The organism is Pseudomonas sp. H2_D02, assembly GCF_054677635.1.
Genome location: NZ_CP162816.1, coordinates 2,622,213 through 2,645,747 on the forward strand (window position 1 = coordinate 2,622,213; position 23,535 = coordinate 2,645,747).

Sequence of the window (23,535 nt, forward strand, 5' to 3'; positions counted from 1 at the left end):
GTTGGATTGATCTTAGCGTTAGCGCGAGACTTGAGCCATCCCAAACGGAGGACATCACGATGAAAGGTCAAAAAGGATATCTACTGATAGAAAAACTCTCCCATGGCTTCTCGGTCAGCGCTCTGCTGCATAAGGTTAGTCGATGGTACGAATTGCACCACGAGCGTGAATTGCTGGCCGGCATGAGCGACGAGGCGCTCAAGGACATCGGCGTAAGTCGGGCCGACGTGGAGCAGGAAGTGGTTCGGCCATTCTGGGACGACCCAATGCACAAATGAGCCATCCTTCCCTACACAAACCGTTCAATGGTGAGGTAGGTTGCGAGCAGACAAGGAGATCTCCATGCCCGCGACTGTATCCTTTACCCTCAAACAGGCCCGGCGCCTGGCGTTGGCCGCCCAAGGATTCGATGGGCGGCTTTCGCCAGCTTCGGTGCAACCCTTGCGCCTCAACCGCTTGATCGAACGCCTCGGCGTCCTGCAGATCGACTCCGTCAACGCGCTGGTGCGCTCGCATTACCTCCCGCTGTTTTCCCGCCTCGGTCATTACAATCGCGATTTGCTCGATCAAGCCGCCTGGAGCCAGGGCCGCCGTCGCACGCTGTTTGAATATTGGGGGCATGAAGCCTCGCTGCTGCCGGTGGCGATGTACCCGTTGATGCGCTGGCGAATGGCGCGGGCGGCGCGTGGCGCGGGTATCTACCAGCAACTGGCGCGTTTCGGCCAGGAGCAGCAAGACGTGATTCACCGCGTCCTGCAAGCGGTCCGGGACCAGGGAGCAATTGGCGCGGGCAGTTTGTCCACGCGCCAGGAAAAGGCTGGCCCGTGGTGGGACTGGAGCGCGGAAAAACATGCGCTGGAATGGTTGTTCGCAGCGGGTGAAGTCACGGTGGCGGGACGGCGGGGCTTCGAGCGGCTTTACGATTTGCCGGAACGGGTCCTGCCGGATTCCGTGCTGCGACAACCTCTGCCGGACGAAGCCCAGGCCCAGCGCGCTTTACTCATCCATGCTGCCGAAGCCTTGGGTGTCGCTACCGAAAAGGACCTGCGCGACTACTTTCGCTTGAGTCCGGCGGACAGCCGTGAACGGCTTGCCGAACTGGAGGAGGCGGGCGAACTGCTACGTTGCCAGGTTGAGGACTGGAAGCAGCCAGCCTGGTGCCGACCCACCGTGAAAATTCCCCGCAAGGTCGCCGCCAGTGCGCTGCTGTCGCCGTTCGATTCGTTGGTCTGGGAGCGCAGTCGTACCGAGCGGCTGTTCGATTTTCGCTATCGGCTGGAGATCTACACGCCGGTGCACAAGCGGGTGTATGGCTATTACGTCTTGCCGTTTCTGCACAACGAGCGGATTGCGGCGCGGGTGGACTTGCGGGCTGAGCGGGCGGTGGGGCAATTGGCGGTGCATGCAGTGCACGAGGAAGAGGCGGGGCTGGACGAGGAGGGGATGCTGGCGTTGGCGACGAATCTGCGGCGCATGGCCAACTGGTTGGGGTTGGAGCGGGTTCAGCTCAATTGCCAGCGAGTGAGTGGGGGGCGGTTGGCGGTGGCATTGGCCCAGATCGAGGGTGATTGAGCTGGCCTCATCGCGAGCAAGCTCGCTCCCACAGGGGCCTCGTGACCACAGATTTTGTGTCCACAGCAGATCCAATGTGGGAGCGAGCTTGCTCGCGAAAGCGATAGGCCAGGCACTACAAAACTGTCTGGCTCATCGCCTCACCTGCTTCAACGTCTCGGCAATCAAGAACGCCAGCTCCAGCGACTGATCGGCATTCATCCGCGGGTCGCAGTGGGTGTGGTAGCGATCCGATAGGCCGTCTTCGGTGATCGGTCGCGCGCCACCGATGCATTCGGTGACGTTCTGTCCGGTCATCTCGATGTGGATACCGCCGGCATAGGTGCCTTCGGCTTCATGGACCTGGAAGAACTGCTTCACTTCGCCCAGGATCTGCGCAAAATCCCGGGTCTTGTAGCCGCTGCTGGCCTTGATGGTGTTGCCGTGCATCGGATCGGAGCTCCACAGCACCTGCTTGCCCTCGCGCTGCACCGCGCGCAGCAGTTGCGGCAGGTGATCGCCGACCTTGTTGGCGCCCATCCGGGCGATCAGGTTCAGCCGGCCCGGGTCGTTGTCCGGGTTGAGCACGTCGATCAGGCGGATCAGGTCGTCAGGGTTCATGCTCGGGCCGACCTTGACCCCGATCGGGTTGTTCACCCCGCGCAGGAACTCGACATGCGCGCCGTCCAACTGACGGGTGCGGTCGCCGATCCACAGCATGTGGGCCGAACAGTCGTAATAATCATTGGTCAGGCTGTCGCGACGCACGAAGGCTTCTTCGTAATTGAGCAGCAGCGCCTCGTGGGCGGTGAAGAAGCTGGTTTCGCGCAGTTGCGGCGAGCTGTCCATGCCGCAGGCGCGCATGAACGCCAGGGTTTCGTCGATGCGGTCGGCCAGGTGGCTGTATTTTTCCGCCAGGGCCGAGTTGGCGATGAAATCCAGGTTCCACTTGTGCACCTGGTGCAGATCGGCAAAGCCGCCCTGGGCGAAGGCGCGCAGCAGGTTCAAGGTGGCGGTGGACTGGTGATAGGACTGCAACAACCGCTCCGGGTCCGGCACGCGGCTTTTTTCGTCGAAACCGATGCCGTTGACGATGTCGCCGCGATAGGCCGGCAACGTTACCCCGTCAATGGTTTCATCGTTGGCCGAGCGTGGCTTGGCGAATTGCCCGGCCATGCGCCCGACCTTGACCACCGGGCAACCGGCGGCAAACGTCATGACGATCGCCATCTGCAAGAGCACCTTGAAGGTGTCGCGGATCTTGGCGGCCGAGAACTCGGCAAAGCTCTCGGCACAGTCGCCGCCTTGCAACAGGAACGCCCGGCCCTGGGTCACCTCGGCGAACTGACGGCGCAACTCCCGGGCTTCACCGGCAAACACCAATGGCGGATAACTGGCCAGGGTCTGCTCCACCTGCGACAGGTGCGCGGCGTCGGGGTAGCGGGGTTGTTGCTGGATCGGCAGGGCGCGCCAGCTGTCAGGGCTCCAGGGTTGGCTCATCATGATCTCTAGGTGGTTTACGCTCGGGCGCTCATGTTATCAGCAAATTAGTGCGTGACCTGTTCCGCTTGCTTCGCGGACAATCGCGCCTTTGCCCCGTATACGCAGGCCCATGCCCGCCCGGCAACATCAGGAGATGAAATGACAGAGGAGCGCGTCGAGCATTTGCTCGCCGAGGTGCACGACGAGTTCGGCATGATCCGCGTGTTCGAAGTGGCCGATTACCGGTTTCTCGAATTCGGCGATGCCATCGAGCAGAGCTGCGTGTTCACCGCCGACCCGAGCTGGCTCGAATATGACTACACCCGCGCCATGCTCATCGGTGCGTTGTGTCATGAGCAGCCGGAAAGCGCGTTGTTCCTGGGGTTGGGCGCTGGGACGCTGACCCAGGCCTGTCTCAAGTTCCTGCCGTTGGAAGATGTCGAGGCGATCGAGCTGCGCCCCGACGTGCCGCGCCTGGCCATCGAATATCTTGGGCTGGATGACGATCCGCGTTTGTACATTCGCGTCGGCGATGCCTTGGAATTGCTTGAAACGGCAGAGCCGGCGGACCTGATTTTTGTCGACCTCTATACCGACGTCGGTCCCGGCGTAGGCCATCTGGCCTGGGGGTTCCTGGAAAACTGCCAGAAGCGCCTCAACCCCGGCGGCTGGCTGGTGATCAACCAATGGGCGACCGATGACGGCAAGCCCTTGGGCGCCGCGCTGTTGCGTGGTCTTTATCATCGGCATTATTGGGAGCTGCCGGTGAAGGAGGGCAACGTGATCCTGATCGTGCCGGCGGACCTCGACCAGGAGCTGGATATGGACGGGCTGGTTGCCCGGGCCGAAGGATTGGCGCCGCGGTTGGGTTATTCGTTGCAGTCGTTGATCAAGGCCATCCGCCCGGCGACGTGACACGAACCCAGGGCACAACGAAATTCCTGTGGCGAGGGGATTTATCCCCGCTGGGTCGCGAAGCGACCCCTAAAGCTCGCTCACGCATCGGTAGCTCAGGTATTTTGGGGCCGCTTCGCAGCCCAGCGGGGATAAATCCCCTCGCCACAATAGAGTTCATCCCATCCGAAGATGAATCGTTTTAGCTGACGCCCCCAACGGCTATTGCACAGAGCTCCGCCACACCTTCCGTCGATAAAAAAATCTCCCTTTTTTGGCGAATTCCGGTATAGTGCGCGCCGGCCTTTAGCCGGGCCGCGTCAAGGTAGCGCAATTCCCCGAAGCCAGCTTCGGTTGCATGTCCGCACAACGGATGCTTCCGCGACGTTCTTTTTCATTCATTCGTTTTCGCAAATCCCCGCCGACAAAGCTGCCAGGGCGACTCTTGAGTCTCAACACGGCATGCGCAGCTTTGGAGCATGGGTCTTTGCGGATGCACTTAGAGGCAGACCCATGACCCAGGAAATCGGCGGCTTCGCCGCTCTTGAACTTCATCCCAATATTGTCGCTGCAGTAGTCGCTACCGGCTATGAAGAGCCTTCGGCCATTCAGCAGCAGTCGATCCCGATCATTCTCGCCGGTCACGATATGATTGGTCAGGCGCAAACCGGTACGGGTAAGACCGCCGCGTTCGCACTGCCGATCCTGCACCGCATTGATCCGTCCAAGCGCGAGCCGCAAGCTCTGATCCTGGCCCCAACTCGTGAGTTGGCGCTACAAGTTGCAACCGCTTTCGAAACCTACGCCAAGCAAATGCCGGGCGTGACTGTTGTGGCTGTCTACGGCGGCGCGCCGATGGGCCCACAGCTGAAAGCAATCCGTAATGGCGCACAAATCGTTGTCGCCACCCCGGGCCGTCTGTGCGACCACCTGCGTCGCGACGAAAAAGTCCTCGCCACCGTGAACCACCTGGTTCTCGACGAAGCGGACGAAATGCTCAAGCTGGGCTTCATGGACGACCTGGAAGTCATCTTCAAGGCCATGCCTGAGACCCGCCAGACCGTCCTGTTCTCGGCCACCTTGCCTCAGTCGATCCGTGCCATCGCCGAACGCCACCTGCGCGATCCGAAGCACGTGAAGATCCAGAGCAAGACCCAGACCGTCACCGCGATCGAGCAGGCTCACCTGCTGGTTCACGCCGACCAGAAGACCTCTGCCGTCCTGAGCCTGCTGGAAGTCGAAGACTTCGACGCCCTGATCATGTTCGTGCGCACCAAGCAAGCGACCCTGGACCTGGCCAGCGCCCTGGAAGCCAAAGGCTACAAAGCCGCTGCGCTGAACGGTGACATTGCCCAGAACCAGCGTGAGCGCGTCATCGACTCCCTCAAGGATGGCCGCCTGGACATCGTTGTGGCGACCGACGTTGCTGCCCGTGGCCTGGACGTTCCGCGCATCACCCACGTGTTCAACGTGGACATGCCGTACGATCCGGAATCCTACGTGCACCGTATCGGCCGTACTGGCCGCGCCGGTCGCGAAGGTCGCGCGCTGCTGCTGGTTACCCCGCGTGAGCGCCGCATGCTGCAAGTGATCGAGCGTGTGACTGGCCAGAAGGTGGCTGAAGTTCGCCTGCCGGACGCCCAGGCTGTTCTCGATGCGCGCATCAAGAAACTGACCAACAGCCTGTCGCCGCTTGTGGCTGACGCCGAATCGACCCACGGTGATCTGCTCGATCGCCTGACCGCCGACATCGGTTGCACCCCGCGTGCCCTGGCCGCTGCCCTTCTGCGTAAGGCCACCAACGGCCAAGCGCTGAACCTGGCTGCGATCGAGAAGGAACGTCCGCTGGTGCCGAACAACGCACCGCGTGGCGACCGTCCTGAGCGCAGTGGCGATCGTCCGGACCGTGGTGATCGCGAGCGTCGTGCACCGATCCCGTTGGCCGAAGGCCGTGCCCGTTGCCGTACCGCGTTGGGCGCTCGTGACGGCATTGCCGCCAAGAACCTGCTCGGCGCGATCCTCAACGAAGGCGGCCTGGCCCGCGAAGCTATCGGTCGCATCCAGGTGCGTGACAGCTTCAGCCTGGTGGAATTGCCGGAAGATGGTCTGGAGAAGTTGCTGACCAAGCTCAAGGACACCCGCGTGGCCGGCAAGCAGCTCAAGCTGCGTCGCTACCGCGAGGATTGATCGACCTGCGGGTTGATTGACCGAGCATGAAAAATCCCCGACTGGTTCGGGGATTTTTTTTGCCTGTCGTGTGGTGTTTTTTCAGTGCGAGCGGCGGGGAGACCCATCGCGAGCAAGCTCGCTCCCACAGGGGATTTGTGAGCGCCGAAGACCCAATGTGGGAGCGAGCTTGCTCGCGATTGGCGCGACTCGGTTTGCGATCAGTCGAACCGATAGATGTCCATCCCCAGCGTCCCCATCGTGAACCCCGCATGGGCAACGCTGAATGTCCCCCCAGCCCCTCGGGCAAAATACAGCGGCAACAAATGTTCATCGCTGGGATGGCTGCGCACGGCATTGGGCGCCTGGCGGCGATAGTCGTGCAGCGCCACCTCGTCGTTCGACGCCAGTTTGGCGACCATCCAATCGCGAAACGCCTTGGCCCAGGGTTCGACGGTTTCAGGGCCGGCGTTCCAATCCAGGTCCCGCAGGTTATGCGTAATGCTTCCGGAACCGATCACCAGCACCCCTTGTTCCCGCAGGCTCGCCAATGCGCGGCCGACTTGCGTTTGCTGTGTCGGGCCTTGATGGCTGGGCAAGGAGACCTGCACCACGGGAATGTCGGCCTCGGGGTACATCAACGACAGCGGCACCCAGACGCCATGGTCGGATGGCCGCTTAGAGTCGAGGCGTGCCGGCAGATGCGCGGCGTTGAGCATGTCTGCCACCTGTTCCGCCAGTCTAGGGTCGCCAGGCGCCGGGTATTGCACTTCATACAGTGCCGGTGGAAACCCGCCGAAGTCATGCCAGGTGCGCGGTCGCGGGTTGGCGCTGACCAGCAGCTCGTCGCTCTCCCAATGAGCCGAGACAATGACGATCGCCTTTGGCCTGGGCAGCTGCGCGGCCAGGCGAACCAACGCCGGGCCGCTTTCGCCGGGCTCCAGGGCGAGCATCGGTGAGCCATGGGAAATAAACAGGCTGGGCAGCATGGACGGGCTCCTGAGCGTTAAGATGTGTCATCTTCTGTCAGGTCAATGATCAAAATCTAATATAAGTTTTAACCTGTTTTGATCGAATTTATGGAGCGAACCCCATGGACCCCGAGTTTTGGCACAAGCGTTGGTCAACCAACCAGATCGGCTTTCATCTGCCGGAGGTGAACCCTTATCTGCAGCGTTTCTGGCCCCAATTGGGATTGCCCGAAGAGACTCGAGTGTTGGTGCCCCTGTGCGGCAAGACGCTGGATCTGATGTGGTTGGCGCAACAAGGTTTTTCCGTGCTCGGAATTGAGTTGTCAGAGAAAGCCGTCACTGATTTTTTCCAGGAGCATCAGCTTGAGCCGAACGTGAGCGAGGAGGGCGCCTTCAAGATATTTCGTGCCGGTGCCATCGAAATTCGCTGCGGTGATTTCTTTGCGCTGACGCCTTTGGACGTGGCTGATTGCGCGACGTTGTATGACCGCGCTGCATTGATCGCATTGCCTGCGCCGATGCGCGAGCGGTACGTGGCGCATTTGCTGAAAATATTGCCAGACTGCGTCGGGCTGTTGATTACCCTCGATTACAACCAGGACGAAATGCCTGGGCCGCCGTTTTCCGTTGGGCATGAAGAAGTGCAGCGGTTGCTGGGTGGCGCTTGGCGTCTGGAGATTTTGCAGGAGCAGGATGTGCTTGGGGAGAGCTGGAAATTCTTGCAGGCGGGGGTGAAGCGGTTGGATGAGCGGGTGTATCTGATTTCCAGGCGTTGATGTGTCGTGTTTGTGCCAGGCGAGGTTGCAGATGAATTGGCAACCGAAAAAAAGCCCGCATTGCTGCGGGCTTTCCTTTTGAGACTCTAGCGATCAACCACGGCGACGCAGCGCGTCAATTCGCTCTTCCAGTGGCGGGTGGCTCATGAACATGCGCGCCAGGCCCTGCTTGATGCCACCGTTGATACCAAAGGCGTTCAAGGTGTCGGGCATGTGCACCGGCAGGCCTTGTTCCGCGCGCAGGCGCTGCAGGGCGCCGATCATCGCGCTGGTGCCCGCCAGGCGTGCACCGGCGTCGTCTGCGCGGAACTCGCGTTTGCGCGAGAACCACATGACGATGGCGCTGGCGAGGATGCCCAAGACCAGTTCGGCGAAAATGGTCGCCACGTAGTAGGCGATGCCCTGGCCTTCTTCGTTCTTGAAGATCACCTTGTCGACGAAGTTGCCGATGATGCGGGCAAAGAACATCACGAAGGTGTTCACCACGCCCTGGATCAGCGCCAGCGTAACCATGTCGCCGTTGGCGACGTGGCCAATCTCGTGGGCCAGCACGGCCTTGACTTCATCCGGCGAGAAGCGTTCGAGCAGGCCCTGGCTGACGGCGACCAGTGCGTCGTTCTTGTTCCAGCCGGTGGCGAAGGCGTTCGCCTCGTAGGCCGGGAAGATCCCGACTTCGGGCATTTTGATCCCGGCTTCGCGAGACAACTGCTCGACGGTCTGCAGCAGCCATTGTTCGTGGCGAGTGCGCGGCTGGCTGATGATCTGGGTGCTGGTGCTCATCTTCGCCATCCACTTGGAGATGAACAGCGAGAACAGCGAACCGGCGAAACCGAACACCGCACAGAAGATCAGCAGCTGATTGAGGTTGAGATCAACCCCGTTGGCCGCCATGAACCCGTTGAAGCCAAAAAGGCTCAGGGTGATGCTGGCAATCAGCACGACCGCCAGGTTAGTGGCCAAAAACAGCAGGATGCGCATCATGGTGGTAGCAATCTCCTCATGCTAAAGATGTAGCGTTATGCGGGGTATATAAGGTGCTGCCGCGGGCTATTCAACTCGCCTACTATTTCAAACTGTGTCCTACAGCCGTCCTAAATGTTTGAAAGACTTTTCTGAAAGTGACTCTGGAAATGAGATCCGGCATCCGCGCCCCGCGAACGTTGCGTTGCGTCGACCATCCGCTCTCGAATCCCAGTGTAGAAGGCCTGGTGGCGCTCACAGAACGGATGTGTTGCTGAATCAGACAGCGTGCGAGGTGAGGGGCCTCGCACGCTGGCTGGATCATTGGCGGTAGGACTTGAGGAAATTGCCGATGCGGCCGATGGCCTGGTCCAGGTCATCGACCCGCGGCAAGGTCACGACACGGAAATGGTCCGGCCATGGCCAGTTGAACGCCGTGCCCTGGACGACCAGCAGTTTTTCCGAGAGCAGCAGGTCCAGGACGAATTTTTCGTCGTTGTGGATAGGGCAGACTTTCGGGTCGATCCGGGGGAAGGCATACAAGGCGCCCATTGGTTTGACACAACTGACGCCAGGAATGTCGTTGAGCAGTTCCCAGGTGCGATTGCGTTGTTCCAGCAGCCGCCCCTGGGGCAGGACCAGGTCGTTGATGCTCTGGTAGCCGCCCAGTGCGGTCTGGATTGCATGCTGGCTCGGCACGTTGGCGCACAGGCGCATGTTGGCCAGCATGTCGATGCCTTCGATGTAGCTTTGGGCATGATGCTTGGGCCCGGAGATGGCGATCCAGCCGGAGCGGAAGCCCGCCACCCGGTAGGATTTGGACAAGCCATTGAAGGTCAGGCACAGCAAGTCCGGCGCCAGGGAGGCGGTGCAGACGTGAACGGCGTCGTCGTAGAGGATCTTGTCGTAGATCTCGTCGGAAAATACCACCAGATTGTGCTGGCGGGCCAATTCCAGCATGCCCAGCAGCACTTCCCGGGAATAGACGGCGCCGGTCGGGTTGTTCGGGTTGATGATCACCAGGGCCTTGGTGTTCGGGGTGATCTTGGCCTTGATGTCCGCCAGGTCAGGGAACCAGTTCGCCTGTTCGTCGCACAGGTAATGCACCGGGTTGCCACCGGACAGGCTCACGGCGGCGGTCCACAGCGGATAGTCCGGTGCCGGCACCAGGACTTCGTCGCCGTTGTTGAGCAAGGCCTGCATGGACATGACGATCAGCTCGGACACACCGTTGCCCAGGTAGATGTCTTCGATACCGATGCCTTCTACCTGCTTTTGCTGGTAGTACTGCATCACGGCCTTGCGCGCGCTGAACAGGCCTTTGGAGTCGCTGTAGCCTTGGGCGGTCGGCAGGTTGCGGATGACGTCCTGGAGGATTTCATCGGGCGCTTCGAAACCAAAGGGTGCCGGGTTGCCGATGTTCAGCTTGAGGATACGGTGGCCTTCCTCTTCCAGGCGTTTGGCGTGCTTGAGCACCGGGCCGCGAATGTCGTAGCAGACGTTGGCGAGCTTGTTCGATTTGCTGACCTGCATGGCGATGTGTTCCCGAAAATGAACGATCCAGGCGGCATATGAACTACCGTACTGGGGATCCTGCGTCTGTGCCCGGGCCGGACGCGGTAGATGCGCCACAATCCATTTGAATGCGCATGACGTGACTGCCAGACTGGCGCCTGACGAGGCGCAATCATACGTGCCGCCCGATCCGCGGAAAAGCGTCGGATCGGGCTTTTTCAATTGCCGAGGTAGGACGATGGAAAAGTTGCAGAAAACCCTTGAAGAATGGCGTGACATGCTCGACCCGGAGCAATACAACGTCTGCCGGCTCAAAGGCACCGAGCGACCGTTCTCCGGGAAATACAACGCGACCAAGACCGACGGTGTGTACCACTGCATCTGCTGCAACGAACCGCTGTTCGATTCGACGACCAAATTCGATTCGGGCTGTGGCTGGCCGAGTTTCTACGCGCCGATCGAAGGCAGCGCGGTGGTGGAAGTGCGGGATGTGAGCCATGGCATGATCCGCACCGAGGTGGTCTGCGCCAAATGCGATGCGCACCTGGGGCATGTCTTCCCGGACGGCCCGCCGCCGACCGGGCTGCGTTACTGCATCAACTCGGTGTGCCTGGATCTCGTGCCACGCGAGTAAAATTCTGCGCGGTCCTTTGTGGCGAGGGAGCTTGCTCCCGCTGGGCGGCGCAGCCGCCCCAAAACCGATTTGCCGGAGTTTGCCCAGACAGACCGCGTCCGCCGGGGGTTACGACGGCTGCGCCGTCGAGCGGGAGCAAGCTCCCTCGCCACAAAAGCCTCTCGGCACGTCGGTGTGTCCCGATAATTAAATTGCACACAATTTAATTGCTCGCTATCTTCGGCGTCCTAACTTCTTCAGGAGCCGCCCCCCATGACCGACAATCTGCTGAGCATCCCGTGCACCACCATCAAGGGCGAGCAAAAGACTCTCGCCGATTTCGCCGGCAAGGCTGTGCTGGTGGTCAATACCGCCAGCCAGTGCGGCTTCACCCCGCAATACAAAGGGCTCGAGGCGTTGTGGCAGTCCTACAAGGACCGGGGGCTGGTGGTGCTGGGCTTTCCCTGCAACCAATTTGGCAAGCAGGAGCCGGGCAATGAGGGGGCGATTTCCGAGTTTTGCGAACTCAACTTCGGCGTGAGCTTTCCATTGTTCAAGAAAATCGAGGTCAACGGTGCCAATGCCCATCCGCTGTTCGTCCAGCTCAAGCAGCGGGCGCCTGGCGTGCTGGGGTCCAAAGGCATCAAATGGAATTTCACCAAGTTCCTGATCGGCAAGGATGGCCAGGTGGTCAAGCGCTTCGCCCCGACCACCAAGCCCCAGGACCTCACCGCCGAGATCGAAGCCCTGCTCAAATGAACGATCTGTCAGTCGATTCGCTGAAGCTCGACAGCCAGCTGTGCTTCAAGCTGTATGCCGCGTCGCGGGCGGTGATTCGCGGCTACAAGCCGATGCTGGATCAGCTCGGCCTGACCTACCCGCAGTATCTGGCGATGCTGGTGCTGTGGGAATGGCAGGAAAACGCTCCGGAACAACCCACGGTCAAGGCACTGGGGGAGCGTCTACTGCTTGATTCCGGCACGCTGACGCCGTTGCTCAAGCGTTTGGAGCAACTGGAGTTGGTCCAGCGCCAGCGTTCAGCCCGTGATGAACGCGAGGTTCATTTGAGCCTGTCGGACAGTGGAAAGGCCCTGCGCGAGCAGGTCGGCCCGCTCAAGGCCCGTCTGCTCTGCGACAGCGGCATCGACCTGGATCGCGTAGGGGACCTGCGAGACAGCCTGGATCATTTGTTAGCCCAGATCAAAGCGCTGACGTAGTGGGCACCCACTGATCCAACAATGCCGCGAGCTCTTCGCGTCGGAACGGCTTGGACAGATAATCGCTCATGCCGGCGGCGCGGCAGCGTTCGCGTTCCTCGGGCATCGCATTGGCAGTCAGCGCGACAATTGGCAGGTTGAGCCAGCGCCCGCTGCGACGAATCTGCCGGCTGGCTTCATAACCGTCCATGACCGGCATGTTGCAGTCCATCAACACCAGATCGAAATCCTGCTGTTCGAGCTGGTCAAGGGCCTCGATGCCGTGGGCCGCGACGACGACCTCGCAGCCCAGTTTCACCAGCATGCCCTTGGCCACCAATTGGTTGACGGGGTTGTCTTCCACCAACAGCACTCGCCCGCGGCGCGAAGGCGCCAGCGCTTCGATCTGCGCGTCGTTGATGGTGGTCGCCTCGCTTTGCAGGGCGCGCCGCAATATCTGATAAAGCGCATGGCGCGCCAGCGGCCGGGCTTGTTGCAGCAAGGGGGCGAGGGCGGCCGCCTCTTCGCTGGGCATGAAGCTGCCGTAGGCGGTCACCAGCAGGATCGGCGCCGCGAAAGTTGGCCGCAGATTGAACAGGCATTCCGGGCAATCGGTGATCAGGATGTCGGGCTTGAGCCCCAGCAGCCCGTCATCCACGGAACGTTGTACATAGTCCAATCCCCAGCCGGGCACCAGCATTCCCAACAATTCGGCCAATCCGCTATTGGCGGTGGTAATGGCGACGACATTGCCACGCAAGGGCTCGATGGGGGCTGCGGGCGTGTGACAAGGCAGTGGCAGGTCTGCGCAGAATTGGCTGCCGAAGCCCGCCTCGGAGCTGATCGTCAACCGGCCTTGCATGGCTTCACAGAGGTTGTAGGTCAGTGCCAGCCCGAGCCCGGTGCCGCCGAACTGGCGCGTGATGCCGGCGCCAGCCTGGGTGAACGGCTGGAGGATCCGTGCCTGGGCTTCCTGGGGTATGCCGATGCCCGTGTCGCAGACCTCGATCCGCACGCCGCCTTCGTGTTGGCTCAAGCGCACGTCGACCCGGCCGAAGCGGGTGAACTTCAAGGCGTTGGACAGCAGGTTGCTGACGATCTGGCGAACGCGGGTCGGATCGCCCAATACCTGGGCGGGGAACTGCGGTTCGATCAGGCACGCCAGTTCGACGCTCGGCGCGGCATTTTGTGACAGCAGGTTGGCGGTGTCCTCGATCAGCGAGCCGAGGTCGAACGGTATGCGTTCGAGTTCCAGTTGGCCGGCGTCGAACTTGGACAGGTCGAGGATATCGTTGAGCAGCTCCACCAATACCTTGCCCGAGTCATGGGCAATCGAGAGCTGTTGCTGTTGTTCGGCGGTCAATGGACCGTCCAGGGACAACGCGATCATCCCGAGCAGTCCGTTGAGTGGCGTTCGGATTTCATGGCTCATGTTGGCCAGGAACGCGGAGCGGGCTTCGGCCATGTCCAGGGCGGTACGCCGGGCAATCTCCAGTTCATCGTTGGACTGGCTGAGGCGGGCATTGATGGCCTTGAGCTCGGCGGTGCGCGCCGAAACGATGTTTTCCAGTTGCGCCAGGTAATCGGTGAGGCGATTTTCAGCCGTGCGCCGTTGCTGTATTTCGGTCGAGATGTTTTCAAACTGCTGGTTGGCAACCGACACCAGCACGCCGATTTCGTCGTATTGGTGGCCGGTAGGGCATTCCAGGGGACTTTGCTCGCTGCTGCTCGGGTCGCGGCTGCTCAGCTCGCGGATGACCCGTACCAGTGGCTTGGTCAGCATGACGTAGAACAAGGCGAGCAGCAGGCCGGTCAGGATCAGGCTGCGGGCGAAACCGTTGAGCAGGGTGACCTCGGCCCGGCGCAGGAAGCGACTGCCGAAGGAATACGTATCGACATCCAGTCGCAGGATACCCAGGGACTCGTCAGGCAGATGGTTCAAATAGAGTCGGTCTTCGAACTGGCGTTGGGCGCCGAAAAGAAAGTCGCTGATAAAGCGGTAGTTGCTTTGCAGTTCAGGGCGCTTGACGCTCGCCAGCACCGTATTGTTGTTATCGATCAGTTCGGCGCCAATGATGGCCGGTGAACGCAACAGGCCCAAGGCCAGTTCCTGGGCGAGTTCGGCGTCAATGTTATAGGCGATGCGCGATGCCGGGTTGTGGCTGATTTCCAACAGGGACAGGATTTCACGGTTGATCGACGCGTCTTCGCTGGCATAATCGATGCCGATCTGCACCAGGCTTAACAACGTGCCCAGCACGAAACCCACCAGGACGGTCAGTCGGGCCTGCTTGTACGACAGCCGTTGGGTGAACCTGATATCCATGGAATGGTGAACCACTTACGTTTCCCTTCGCCGGTCAAGCATAGCTGATCATCTCTGAATACCGGTGCGACCGGTGAGTAGTGTCGTGTGAAACAGACCCGCCATCGGCTTCGTCGTTTCGTCGCTGTAGCGTCATCATTACCGTGAACCTGTCCGAGGAGAAGACGTGGACGCTCGATTAATTGCTTTTCTTGACCGCGCCGATGCGGTGCTGGCTCGCATAGAGCCGTTCTTGCCGGCGCCACGGCCCGCCATCGATTGGACGCAGACCCTGGCCGCGCGCTGGCAGCGTGACGGGCGCAGCGGTTTCCTGCTGCCGCTTGAAGTCAGTCTCGATATGCGGTTGTCGGACCTGATTGGCGTGGATCGCCAGGTTGAGCAGTTGGGCCGCAATACCCGGCAGTTCATCGACGGCATGCCAGCCAACCATGCGCTGCTGTGGGGATCGCGTGGCACGGGCAAGTCCTCCCTGATACGAGCCTTGCTGGCTGAACACGCCGGGCATGGCCTGCGGCTGATCGAGATCGAGCGTGATCACCTGGCCGATCTGCCCCGGGTGGTCGAACAGGTCGCCAAGCTGCCCCAGCGCTTCGTGGTGTTCTGCGACGATCTGTCGTTCGAGTCCGGTGAAGGCGATTATCGCGTCCTCAAGAGCGTATTGGACGGTTCCCTCGAACAGGCGCCGGATAACGTGCTGCTGTATGCGACGTCCAACCGGCGTCACCTGGTGCCTGAGAAGGAAAGCGACAACGAGAACTGGAAGCGGGTCGACGGCGAGCTTCACCCCAGCGAGGCCGTCGAAGACAAGATCGCCTTGTCCGACCGTTTCGGCTTGTGGTTGTCGTTCTATCCCTTTACCCAAGAGCATTTCCTCGACGTGGTAGAGCATTGGATCGGCACACTCGCCGCCAAGGCCGGGCTGGCCTGGCAACGTGACGAAGCGTTGGACATAGAGGCGGTCCGCTGGGCGACCGGGCGCGGCAACCGCAATGGACGGTGCGCCTATCAATTTGCCCGTTATTGGGTGGGCCTCAAGCTTCTGGAGCACAACGCATGATCGATTTGACGAACACCGGCGCAGGTCTCGAAGGCTACGGACTGCTGTCGGCGCAGCTGCAATCGTTGCTGGCGGATGAGCGCGATTTCATCGCCAACGCGGCGCAGTTCTCGGCGTTCCTGTTCAATCAGATGGACGACTTGAACTGGGCCGGTTTTTACCTTAATCGCAACGAAGAACTGGTGCTGGGCCCGTTCCAGGGGCAGATCGCCTGTGTACGGATTCCCTTCGGTCGCGGCGTGTGTGGTGCCGCCGCCGCGACGCTCCAGACCCAGCGCGTCGAAGATGTCCACGCCTTCCCCGGGCACATCGCCTGCGACAGCGCCTCGAACAGCGAATTGGTCGTGCCGCTGGTCAAGGACGGGCGCCTGATCGGCGTGCTGGACCTGGACAGTCCGAAACTGGCGCGTTTTACCGAGCATGACCAGGCCGGCATCGAGCAATTGGCGGCGATATTCCTGCGTTTGACCGAGTGCTGATCACGCGTTCAATCCTGCCTTGGCCAACAGGCTGCCCGGATCGATATCATCGATCTGGCGCGGATCAAGATATTCCTCGGCGTAACGCAAGTAGATCCGCTCGTCGATGAACAGCTTGAAGAGCTCGCAATCGATATGGGCGTCACGGCACATGGTGGCCATGATGCCCAGGGCCTCGCTCAGTTTCTTGGCTTTTTTATATGGTCGGTCGGCCGCTGTCAGGGCTTCGAAGATATCGGCGATTGCCATCATTCGAGCCGGCAGGCTCATCTGTTCGCGCTTGAGTCGCTTGGGATAACCGGTGCCGTCCATTTTCTCGTGATGGCCGCCGGCGATCTCCGCGACGTTTTCCAAGTGGCTGGGGAAGGGCAACTGGCTGAGCATCAGGATGGTCTGGACCATGTGGTGATTGATCACATAACGCTCTTCGCGGGTCAGGGTGCCGCGCGTGACGCAGAGGTTGTAGAGTTCGCCGCGGTTGTATTTCCAGGTGGGCACGTCGAGCTGGAAGCCCCACGGATTGTCCGCCGGAATCAGCTCGGCCTCATGCCGCTCGAACAGGTGTTCGGGTTTGTCCGCCAACAATGATTCGGTGACGGGCAGCGTCGGTTTGGGGACGCGTGCCTGGCGGCGGTTTTCCTCCCAGGAAACGCCCAGGCGATCATCCAGGGTGCGGGTCCAGGTGCGCTGGGCGATGTGTTGCAGGCGTTGCAAGTCATCGTCGGCCATGGCTTCGGAGCCCAGGTTGCAACGTGCGACGAAGGCGAAGTCATCATCCAGGGCCGCCAATGCCGCATCGCGTTGCCGGGCCAGGGATGACGCTTCGCCACCGCTTGCCAGCGCCTGCCAGTAATCGATCCAGGCGTCGCGCTTGAGGACTTCGAAGCGGGTACGGACCTCGTGGATGCGGTCGTTCAAGGTTTCCAGCTTGGTGGCTTTGTCCACCACGTACTCAGGTGTAGTGACCTTGCCACAGTCGTGCAGCCAGGCCGCTATGTGCAGCGCCTCCCATTCGTCTTCCGTCGGTCGATACCCTTCGAACGCGGGCGCCTGGCTGGCGGCTGCCGCTTGGGCGAGCATCAGCGTCAGCGCGGGTACTCGCTGGCAATGGCCGCCGGTGTAAGGGCTTTTCGCATCGATCGCACCGGCGAGCAGTTGAATGAACGAGTCCAGCAGTTGCTTCTGCCTGGCTTGCAAGCGTTGGCTTTCGATGCTCACCGTCGCGGCGCCGGAGACAGCCTGCAGGAACGCGATGCGGTCTGGCTGGAGTTTTTCCAGGTCGGCGTCGGTGCCGCTGTCGCTGATCAACAGCACCAGCACGCCGACGGTTTCCTGGTGACGGTTGCGCAGGTGAATGCCGATCAGGTGGACGCGTGGTGCGTCCATAGCCAGCAGGACACCGCGCAGATCGCCGGCCTGTTCGAAGCCAAGGGAGCACACCAGTGTTTCCGCGACGGTCAATCGTTGAAACCAATGGGGGCCGCTCGGAGCATTCAGCGTATAGCTTTGCAGTTCGAGCGTTTGCAGGTCCCGAGGGGTTCCGTCGATGACCAGTCCATACGGCTTGACTTGCTCGCCATCGTTTTCGCGCAGATAGATCAGCCCGGCCTGGGCCTGGCCGATTTTCACGGTCTCGAACAGCACCCGTTCCAAAAGCGGGGCGAAGCGGGTTTCGGCACGCAGGCTGGCGGTGATCTCGAAAAAGCTCGCCAGGGTCTCTTTCATGCGGGCCATGGAAACGCCCAACTGATCGACTTCCAGCACCGGGGAGCGACGGGACGCCGGGTAATCGAAGTCGAAGCTGCGAATCGCATCGGCCTCCTGCACCAAGGACCGTAACGGCTTGACCAGGATCCTTGAGGTCAGCCAGCCCAAGGGCAAGCACAGCAGCAAGGTGGCGAGGGTAATCAGGGCGCCTTGCCAGCGCATGCGATAGGCATCGGCCAATAACTCGTCTTCCGGCACCAGCAACGCCAGTTCCAGGCCTTGTGGCCCGCCCTCCTGCATGTGGCTGCGGGAAACGATCCATTGGCGACCCGCCGCCTCCAGGCGCGGCGTGTCGCTGTTTTCATCGAGCGCGGCGGCAATCGCCGGGTTCAGGTCGCGGGCCTTGATCAGCCTTGATGATTCCGTATCAACGATCAGTCGGCCGCTGTCTGGATAGCCCACCGCGTTGCCTTGAGGGTCGAGCAGGACGATCTCGGTGCCAGGGGTGACCTTGTGCTTGGCCAGCGTCTGGGACAGGGCGGCCAGGGTCAGGTCGGCACCGATGACCGCACGCTCGCCGCTGCGGCGGGCGAGGGTCGTGCCGATGTTCCGGGTGGAAAAGAACACATAGGGCTCGGTTGTAATCTGCTCCGCCGTTTCCATTGCGCTGCGAAACCAGCCCCGGCTGCGTGGATCAAAGGTTTCGTCGGGATTGTCTTGCTGGCCGACGAGCGTCAGGGCCTGGTCATAGAACAGCGATCGGGAGTGAACCTGGCCATCGCTCGTACGTTCCACGGTCCAGACCTGATACGTCGCGTCGGCCGGGGCCTTGAGGGCGGTTCTCAAGGTCCCGGTGCGTAATGGCCGAACCATCAGAAAGTCGCCATTGCGATCGCCCAGGTACAACGACGCCAGGTTCGGGTTGTCCCTCAGTGCCCGGCTGAAAGGCGCGAGCAGGGCCAATCGTTCCGCCATCCGGGGCTCGCGGGTGGCCGGGTAATCAGCCAGCAGGCCCAACAGATGACGGATCGGTTCGTAGGTGTCGTACAGGTCCACGCGCACATCCTGTTCGACGCGATTGAACAGTTTTTCGCTGCTGGACAGGATGATCTGGGTGGTTTGCTGGTAATTGAATATACCCAGCACCACGCCCGTCAGGAGCAAGAGCAGCGTGAACATCACGCTGATATGGACGTGCAGGGGAAACCGGCGTTTTTCCGGACGCGGTGCGCTGGGCATTTCCGTCACTCCAAGTGTTCGGGGGGATCGCCCCCGCTACGCACTGCTGAGCGAACAGCATAGTAAACACTGGGTTATTCTGCCTTGATGATCTCCGTTTGCAGGGCCTGCTCCAGTTCTGTCATTGCCTGTTCGAGGGCCTGGGCATGCCCTTCGATTCGTTCTGGCGCTTGATGACAGGCCAGCTCCAATGCCTCGCAGAGTTGAACCAACGAAGTCGCCTGTACGATGCGGGCGACGCCTTTGATTTTATGGGCTGTCTCGGCCAATGCTCGCCTGTCTCCGTTTTCAGCGGCGTCAAGCAACTCCTGCCGGTCCGAACGGTTGCTGCTGAGCAGTTCCGCCAGCAGGCGTCGCGTCGACACGGGGTTGCCTCCGGTCAGGGCGTGCAGGCATTGCGCGTTGAATGCGTGGGGACGCTTGGCGGGTTTGGTCTGGTTCATCCATTGATTCAGCGCGCTCAGACTGATCGGTTTGAACAGGCAATCGTTCATGCCGGCATCCTTGCAACGCTGTCTTTCCTCGGGTTGTGCGTTGGCCGTGAATCCCAGGATGGTGCAGGGCGGTAGCTGATGTTCCGTCTCGCGCAGACGGATCGCCCTGGCGAGTTCGTAGCCGCTCATGATGGGCATGTTGCAATCAGCGATCACCAGGTCGAAATCCCCGTCCAGCCAGGCCTTGAGCCCTTGCTCGCCGTCGTGGCTGAGGTGGTGGTGATGGCCGAGGTATTCCAATTGCTGGGACATCAGCAGGCGATTCGCCGGATGATCGTCCACGACCAGGACGCTCAATGCACAGGCGGCGGTTTCGACCATGGGTTCGGCCTCAGGGTGCGCCGGAGCACCGGGCAAGGCGGTCAATTGCAAGGAGACCCGGACCTGGGTGCCAACGCCTGGCTGGCTGTCCATCCGCAGATCGCCCCCCATCATCCGACAGAGGTGACGGCTGATCACCAGGCCCAGGCCTGCGCCCTTGCGCGCCATCCGGCTGCTGTTATCGGCCTGGGCAAACGGCTCGAACAGCCGCCCCAGGTCCGCCGGGCTGATACCGATGCCGCTGTCGCTGACCTCCAGTTGCATGTGCAGCGTTTCTTCGTGGACGGTTGGCGACAGCTTCACGCTCACCTTGACCTCTCCTTGCTCGGTGAATTTCAGGGCGTTGCTGATCAGGTTCGAGATGACCTGCTTGAATCGCAATGGGTCGATGTGCACGTTCGGATTGCCTTCGGCAGGCTCGAAGTGCAATGACAACGCCAGGTTTTTCTGCCGGGCCAATCCCGCGAACACGCGAATGACCGACTGCAAGAGGGCTCTCAGGTCGACACGTTCGGGCGCCAGGCTCAGATGGCCTGATTCGATACGGGCGATGTCGAGGATATCGCCGATCAGCTCCAGCATGCCGGAGGCCGACTCGTACGCGACCTCTATTGCCGAGCGGTCCACCTGGCCTTTGTCGGCGTGCTTGAGGGCGAGCTCGAGTATGCCGATCACGGCGTTCATCGGCGTGCGGATCTCATGGCTCATGGTCGCCAGGAAGGTACTTTTGGCCCGGTTGGCATTCTCGGCCTGCTCCTTGGCGGCACGCAATTCGTCGAACAACTCTCGCCGTTCGCTGATATCGATCCAGCCGCCGATGATGCCTTGTACTTGAGCGGCCGAATTTCGGTAGGGGAGGATCCAGTGGTAGATCGTGAGCTTCCTGTCACCGATGTGCAGCGGCCGATCAACGATCAGGGGAATGCCTTCGGTCATCACCCGTTGATAGTCCGCCTGGTATTCCTGCGCCTCGAAGGCGTTGCTCATGGCGCCGGGCATGACGTTCTTGCCGATGACGTCCTCGCGTCTTGCATTGAATGTTTCAAGGTAGCTGTCGTTGCAGCTTTGCAGGAAACCGTTGCGGTCCCGCACATAGATCGGGTGGGGCGTGCCGTTGAGCAGGGCGTGCATGAATTCCAGCTGGTCATTGAGCGCCAGCTCTGCCTGTTGACGTTGCCTGATCTGGCGCTGCATGTAGGCATTCCAGGCCAGGGAGAGCAGGAGTAACAGGCCAGCGCCTGCGGCGACCTGCAGGAACACGCGGTTATAGGTGCGCCAGGCCACTTCCGACGCCGGGACGTAGCCACGCCAACGGTTGTTGATGACGCCCAACTCGTCCGGGTCGATGCTGGTCAAGGCTTTGTCGAGGATGGAATTGAGCTCCGTGGCATTTTTTCCAACGGCCAGGGAAAACATTGCCTGCTGGGTGCCCACGGTGCTGCTGATTTGCAAGGTGTCCCGCAAGGTATGGGAGGACATGAAGTAATTGGCCATGACCAGGGAGTTCACGCTGCCATCGGCTTGCCCTTGGGCGACTAACTGGACGGCGTGCAGCGAGTCGATGGTTTCGATTATTTGCAGGCCCGGGTACTGGCTGCGTAGCCAATCGATGACGGGGTTGCCTTTGGCGATCGCCAGGCGCTTGCCCGCGAACTGGTCCAGTGTCGCCGGGGTATCGGACTGCTTGCGCGTCAACAGGACGAAGGAACTGTCCATGTAGGGACGGCTGAATCTCAGCAGTCGTTGCCGTTCGCGGCTGGGCGAGAGCGCGGCAATGACGTCCGCCTGGCCGTCCAGGACTGCGGCGATCATGCCGTCGTCTGTCCCGTGGCGCTGGATGTCCAGGCGCAGGCCGGTACGCAGCCTGACCCGTTCCAGCAAGTCGGCGCTGATGCCGCGGAAATCGCCGTCCGGATCGAAAAAGGTAAATGGGGCGAACGTTTCGTTCACGGCCACTCGGACTGTGGGGTGCTGGGCCAGCCAGCGCTGTTCGCGGTCGGTCAGTTGTATCTTGTGATCCGTGAGGTACAGATCGCTGCTCGGCACTCCAGCGCTTGGAAATTGCCGCTTGTTCAGCGATGGGGGTCTGGTTGAGCGTGGCGTTGATGATGTCCAGCAATCGGGTGTCGTCGTGTCGCAGCGCGAAGGCGAATCCGGACGACTCATGTTTGGCGAAGCTGGCCATGCGGATGTTGCCCAAGTACCCCTTGTTGATCATGTAATGGGTGGAAATGGTGTCGCCGAGAAATACATCGGCCTGCCCGAAGGCGACTGCGTTGATGGCGTTCTGGTAGGAGGGGTAGGCGATGACAGACGCTTTGGGGTACAGCTTTTCGATTTCGTGCAGGGGCAGGTAGTGATAGACCATGCTCAACCGCAGCCCTTCGAGATCGTCGGTCAGGGGCCGGTTTTCACTCGTCCGGGTGACCAGGACCGGTTGATCCACGGCATAGGGAGTCGACAGGACGATGCCGGTGGTTCGGGCTTCGAAACCGTTGGCACTGCCGAGCAGGTCGATTTGCCCCTGCTTGAGCGCGGTAATGGCCGCCTCGCGGGAGGCGAAGCGCAGGACTTTCATTGGCAGGCCGGTCGCTTTGGCGATGAGGCCCGCATAATCGGCGGTCATGCCTTCATAGTCGCGCCCGCTGGTGGAAAGGTCGAAGGGCGGGTAATCCGGCGCGGAAGTTCCGAGGACCAATTCCTGGCGACCTTGCAGCCAGGTTCGTTGGGTCTCGTCGAGACGGATTTCGATAGGATCCGTCGTCGCGCGACTCAATAGCGCGTAGCGCTGGGGCATATTCGGCGTCGCCATGAGCATCTGCGCATATAACCCTGCGCCTAACAGCAGAAGATAGTTGCTTATGCGATTGAACATCCGATTGTTTCTCACACCAGCGAGTTTCGCTTTGCCATTTCAATCAGGTCTACCAACGACTTAACTTTAAGTTTTTGCATGAGCCGTTTTTTATAGGTGCTGACTGTTTTATTGCTCAGGAACATGCCCTTGGCTATTTCCTTGTTGGTGCGGCCTTGGGCAAAAAGTTGCAGAACCATCAACTCGCGGTCATTGACACTCTTGAAAAGATCCAGCTCGATACTGCGGGGATCGTCATGAGCGACGGGCGTCAGCGCCTGGCTGGGAAAATAGTTATAGCCGGACAGTACGGCTTTTATTGCGCTGACGAGTTCGCTGAGATCTTCCTGTTTGCAAACGTAGCCGGAGGCGCCGGATTGCATGCAGCGAATGCCAAAGAGCGTAGGGGATTGAGCCGTCAGCACCAATGTCTTGAGCGGCGTGGTCATGGCATTGAAGCGTGAAAGAATTTCCAGTCCGTCAAGTTTGGGAATGCTGATATCCAGGATGACCAAGTCGGGCATGCACTCGCGCACCATTTGCATCGCATCGACGCCGTTGTCAGTTTCCCCTACGACTTTATAACCTTCATGCTCCAGCAGCATTCGAACGGCGAGGCGGATGACCGGATGATCGTCGACAATGAAAACGGAGTTCATGAATAAAGTCCCCTGCAAGCTTAAATAAAGCGCGCACCTTAGCCCAGTTAAGGCCAGCTCGTACGAGGAGACGGGGCACGCGTGATCAATTTCAGAACTTTCCTACAAAAAAAGACGCGAGATACCACGATGTACTTAGCCAATTAGTAGGCGGGTAGCGTGGGAAGGGGATGTTTATCTTCTAGCTTGTGTATGTGTTTTCAAGTTGTGAAACTAAGCAGGGCTGCAGTTTTCAGCTATTTCCAGCCACTCGCCAGCGTTTTCCAAGCCATTGG

The 23,535-nt window shown here is 60.6% G+C and carries 17 protein-coding genes and 1 pseudogene; 10 read left to right on the forward strand and 8 right to left on the reverse strand.

Annotation, left to right across the window (positions count from 1 at the left end; all coding sequences use genetic code 11):
* Window positions 1-59: 59 nt before the first annotated feature.
* Both AB4N42_RS12225 and AB4N42_RS12230 read left to right on the forward strand, forming a co-directional pair.
* Complete coding sequence (locus AB4N42_RS12225; RefSeq protein ID WP_030141880.1) at window positions 60-278, forward strand: DUF1127 domain-containing protein; 219 nt, start codon at window positions 60-62, stop codon at window positions 276-278.
* Window positions 279-342: 64 nt separating this feature from the next.
* Window positions 343-1,572, forward strand: coding sequence for a winged helix-turn-helix domain-containing protein (locus tag AB4N42_RS12230; RefSeq protein ID WP_460116252.1), 1,230 nt, complete (start codon window positions 343-345; stop codon window positions 1,570-1,572).
* A 132-nt stretch (window positions 1,573-1,704) separates the two neighbouring features.
* On the opposite strand, the gene AB4N42_RS12235 is transcribed toward AB4N42_RS12230, so the two are convergent.
* Window positions 1,705-3,051 carry a class II 3-deoxy-7-phosphoheptulonate synthase gene (locus AB4N42_RS12235; RefSeq protein ID WP_030141882.1) on the reverse strand — a complete coding sequence of 449 codons (1,347 nt, stop codon included), beginning with the start codon at window positions 3,049-3,051 and terminating at the stop codon, window positions 1,705-1,707.
* Window positions 3,052-3,192: 141 nt separating this feature from the next.
* Between AB4N42_RS12235 and AB4N42_RS12240 the strand changes: the two genes are divergently transcribed.
* A complete protein-coding gene (locus tag AB4N42_RS12240; protein WP_030141883.1) occupies window positions 3,193-3,948 on the forward strand; it encodes a spermidine synthase in 756 nt (251 codons plus the stop codon).
* 492 nt (window positions 3,949-4,440) lie between these two features.
* Entirely contained in the window at window positions 4,441-6,114 is a 1,674-nt protein-coding gene (locus tag AB4N42_RS12245) for a DEAD/DEAH box helicase (RefSeq protein WP_030141884.1), read from the forward strand.
* Window positions 6,115-6,314: 200 nt separating this feature from the next.
* Here the strand turns inward: AB4N42_RS12245 and AB4N42_RS12250 are convergent, their stop codons facing one another.
* On the reverse strand, window positions 6,315-7,082 hold the full coding sequence (locus AB4N42_RS12250) for a DODA-type extradiol aromatic ring-opening family dioxygenase (protein ID WP_217860016.1): 768 nt from the start codon (window positions 7,080-7,082) through the stop codon (window positions 6,315-6,317).
* A 104-nt stretch (window positions 7,083-7,186) separates the two neighbouring features.
* Between AB4N42_RS12250 and AB4N42_RS12255 the strand changes: the two genes are divergently transcribed.
* Window positions 7,187-7,840, forward strand: coding sequence for a thiopurine S-methyltransferase (locus tag AB4N42_RS12255; RefSeq protein ID WP_198797278.1), 654 nt, complete (start codon window positions 7,187-7,189; stop codon window positions 7,838-7,840).
* A gap of 93 nt (window positions 7,841-7,933) precedes the next feature.
* On the opposite strand, the gene htpX is transcribed toward AB4N42_RS12255, so the two are convergent.
* A complete protein-coding gene (gene htpX / locus AB4N42_RS12260) occupies window positions 7,934-8,821 on the reverse strand; it encodes a protease HtpX (RefSeq protein ID WP_003199411.1) in 888 nt (295 codons plus the stop codon).
* Between the two features lie 300 nt (window positions 8,822-9,121).
* Window positions 9,122-10,333: a pyridoxal phosphate-dependent aminotransferase gene (locus AB4N42_RS12265; RefSeq protein ID WP_018603142.1), complete on the reverse strand. Its 1,212-nt coding sequence runs from the start codon at window positions 10,331-10,333 to the stop codon at window positions 9,122-9,124.
* A 220-nt stretch (window positions 10,334-10,553) separates the two neighbouring features.
* On the opposite strand from AB4N42_RS12265, the gene msrB reads away from it, so the two are divergent.
* From msrB to AB4N42_RS12280, 3 genes are all read left to right on the forward strand, one after another.
* The gene (gene msrB, locus AB4N42_RS12270; RefSeq protein ID WP_030141887.1) at window positions 10,554-10,949 is read left to right on the forward strand and encodes a peptide-methionine (R)-S-oxide reductase MsrB; all 396 of its coding nucleotides are present in this window, start codon (window positions 10,554-10,556) and stop codon (window positions 10,947-10,949) included.
* A gap of 252 nt (window positions 10,950-11,201) precedes the next feature.
* A complete protein-coding gene (locus AB4N42_RS12275) occupies window positions 11,202-11,687 on the forward strand; it encodes a glutathione peroxidase (RefSeq protein WP_030141888.1) in 486 nt (161 codons plus the stop codon).
* The gene (locus tag AB4N42_RS12280; RefSeq protein WP_198797276.1) at window positions 11,684-12,145 is read left to right on the forward strand and encodes a MarR family winged helix-turn-helix transcriptional regulator; all 462 of its coding nucleotides are present in this window, start codon (window positions 11,684-11,686) and stop codon (window positions 12,143-12,145) included. The genes AB4N42_RS12275 and AB4N42_RS12280 overlap by 4 nt, the downstream gene beginning before the upstream one ends.
* On the opposite strand, the gene AB4N42_RS12285 is transcribed toward AB4N42_RS12280, so the two are convergent.
* Window positions 12,129-14,450, reverse strand: a complete 2,322-nt coding sequence (locus tag AB4N42_RS12285; protein ID WP_198797275.1) for a hybrid sensor histidine kinase/response regulator — start codon at window positions 14,448-14,450, stop codon at window positions 12,129-12,131. The two genes, AB4N42_RS12280 and AB4N42_RS12285, sit on opposite strands and share 17 nt — an antisense overlap.
* A 166-nt stretch (window positions 14,451-14,616) precedes the next feature.
* Here AB4N42_RS12285 and AB4N42_RS12290 point away from each other — a divergent pair, with 166 nt between their 5' ends.
* Window positions 14,617-15,507, forward strand: coding sequence for an ATP-binding protein (locus AB4N42_RS12290; protein ID WP_460116253.1), 891 nt, complete (start codon window positions 14,617-14,619; stop codon window positions 15,505-15,507).
* Complete coding sequence (locus AB4N42_RS12295) at window positions 15,504-15,986, forward strand: GAF domain-containing protein (protein WP_264426178.1); 483 nt, start codon at window positions 15,504-15,506, stop codon at window positions 15,984-15,986. Before AB4N42_RS12290 ends, AB4N42_RS12295 begins: the two co-directional genes overlap by 4 nt.
* On the opposite strand, the gene AB4N42_RS12300 is transcribed toward AB4N42_RS12295, so the two are convergent.
* From AB4N42_RS12300 to AB4N42_RS12310, 3 genes and pseudogenes are all read right to left on the reverse strand, one after another.
* A complete protein-coding gene (locus tag AB4N42_RS12300; RefSeq protein WP_460116254.1) occupies window positions 15,987-18,932 on the reverse strand; it encodes an HD domain-containing phosphohydrolase in 2,946 nt (981 codons plus the stop codon).
* A gap of 74 nt (window positions 18,933-19,006) precedes the next feature.
* Window positions 19,007-22,622, reverse strand: a pseudogene (locus AB4N42_RS12305) (transporter substrate-binding domain-containing protein).
* An 11-nt stretch (window positions 22,623-22,633) separates the two neighbouring features.
* A complete protein-coding gene (locus AB4N42_RS12310; protein ID WP_030141896.1) occupies window positions 22,634-23,260 on the reverse strand; it encodes a response regulator transcription factor in 627 nt (208 codons plus the stop codon).
* Between the last annotated feature and the right edge of the window lie 275 nt (window positions 23,261-23,535).